The sequence below is a fragment of the Stenotrophomonas pictorum JCM 9942 genome (assembly GCF_001310775.1).
GTDB lineage: Bacteria > Pseudomonadota > Gammaproteobacteria > Xanthomonadales > Xanthomonadaceae > Stenotrophomonas > Stenotrophomonas pictorum.
In genome coordinates this window covers 1-696 of the sequence record NZ_BAZI01000745.1, presented here as the reverse complement: position 1 = coordinate 696, position 696 = coordinate 1, and the positions used below count along the sequence as shown (strand labels likewise).

Sequence of the window (696 nt, the reverse complement as noted above, 5' to 3'; positions counted from 1 at the left end):
GGCCGCCGCAGCTGATCGGCGACAGCCCGGCGATGCGCGCACTGTTCCGCAGTATCGGCCGGCTGGCGCAGGCGCCGCTGTCGGTGCTGATCAATGGCGAGACCGGCACCGGCAAGGAGCTGGTGGCCAACGCGCTGCACCGCGAATCGCCACGAGCCAAGGGTCCCTTCGTCGCGCTCAACACCGCCGCCATTCCCGCCGAGCTGCTGGAAAGCGAATTGTTCGGCCACGAGGCCGGAGCCTTCACCGGTGCGACCAAGCGCCATATCGGCCGCTTCGAACAGGCCAACGGTGGCACCTTGTTCCTGGATGAAATCGGCGACATGCCGCTGCCGTTGCAGACCCGCCTGCTGCGGGTGCTGGCCGAAGGCGAGTTCTTCCGCGTCGGTGGCCGCGAGCTGATCCGCGTGGATGTGCGGGTGGTGGCCGCCACCCACCAGGATCTGGAGGCCCTGGTCGAGCAGGGCCGGTTCCGCGCCGATCTGTTGCACCGGCTGGACATGGTGCGGCTGTGGCTGCCGCCGTTGCGCGAGCGCGTCGATGATGTGCCGCAACTGGCCGAGACCTTCCTGGCCAATGCCGCGCGCCGCCTGGAAATGCCGGTCAAGCGCCTGTCGGCGCCGGCGATCACGGCGCTGCGCGGCTACGCCTGGCCAGGCAACGTGCGCGAGCTGGAGAACGTGTGCTGGCGCCTGG

At 69.7% G+C, this 696-nt stretch carries 1 protein-coding gene; it reads left to right on the top strand.

Features of this window, described 5'->3' with window-relative positions:
* Positions 1 to 696: sigma 54-interacting transcriptional regulator (locus JCM9942_RS17445; RefSeq protein WP_157723070.1), on the top strand; the 696-nt coding region annotated here is incomplete at both ends.